The following is an 848-nucleotide window of genomic DNA, read 5'->3' as shown; positions in this document are numbered from 1 at the left end:
TGCCACACGCCGACACCCTGTTTCGGCTGCTGCGCGACATCGACCTTGACCACCTCGAACAAGCCCACGTCGATCTGGTCAAGCGGCTGATCCGCGGCAAGAGCTTTCGCCGTTATCTGATCAACCACTGCTATCCGATCGCCATTGACGGCTCGCAGAAGCTCGCTGGCGATACCCTCTGGGCGGAGGAACTCCTGCAGCGCACCGTCGGCAAGGAGGAAACCCGTCACCCTCAGTACTTCGTCTACGTTCTCGAGGCCAGTCTGGCCTTCCACAACGGCTTGGTCATCCCGCTGCTCAGCGAGTTCCTCGAACACGCCCTGGGCGATACCGAAGCGCAAAAGCAGGATTGTGAGCTGCGCGGCTTTGCGCGTTTGAGCGAGCGCCTGAAGACCTTGTTCCCACGCCTGCCGATTCTGCTCCTGCTCGACGGACTCTACGCCAACGGGCCGGTGATGCAGCGCTGCCATGCCCACCACTGGCAGTTCATGATCGTGCTCAAGGACCAGGATTTGTCCTCGGTCTGGCAGGAGTTCAACGCCCTGCATGCCCTGAAGCCGCAGATCCGCCAGCAACCCTGGGGAAAACGCCGACAGCACTTCTCCTGGGTCAACGACATCGACTATGCCTTCGGTTCGAACGGGCGTCAGCATCTCAAGCTGCACGTCGTGGTCTGTGAGGAAAGCTGGGCGCGGATCGACGAACAGGCCAGGACAGTCACCGAGACATCGCGCCACGCCTGGCTCTCCAGCCAGCCGCTCAGCCGCAAGAATGTTCATGAGCGCTGCAACCTCGGCGCCCGCCACCGTTGGGGCATCGAAGCGGGCTTTCTCGTCGAGAAACACCAG

General features: G+C 61.8%; 1 pseudogene. It reads left to right on the top strand.

Annotation, left to right across the window (positions count from 1 at the left end):
- Nucleotides 1-848: pseudogene (locus CAPSK01_RS04920) on the top strand (DDE transposase family protein); the annotation flags it as partial.

Origin of the sequence: Candidatus Accumulibacter vicinus (assembly GCF_000584955.1) — a bacterium.
GTDB classification, from domain to species: domain Bacteria; phylum Pseudomonadota; class Gammaproteobacteria; order Burkholderiales; family Rhodocyclaceae; genus Accumulibacter; species Accumulibacter vicinus.
This window is presented reverse-complemented; position numbering and strand designations above follow the sequence as displayed.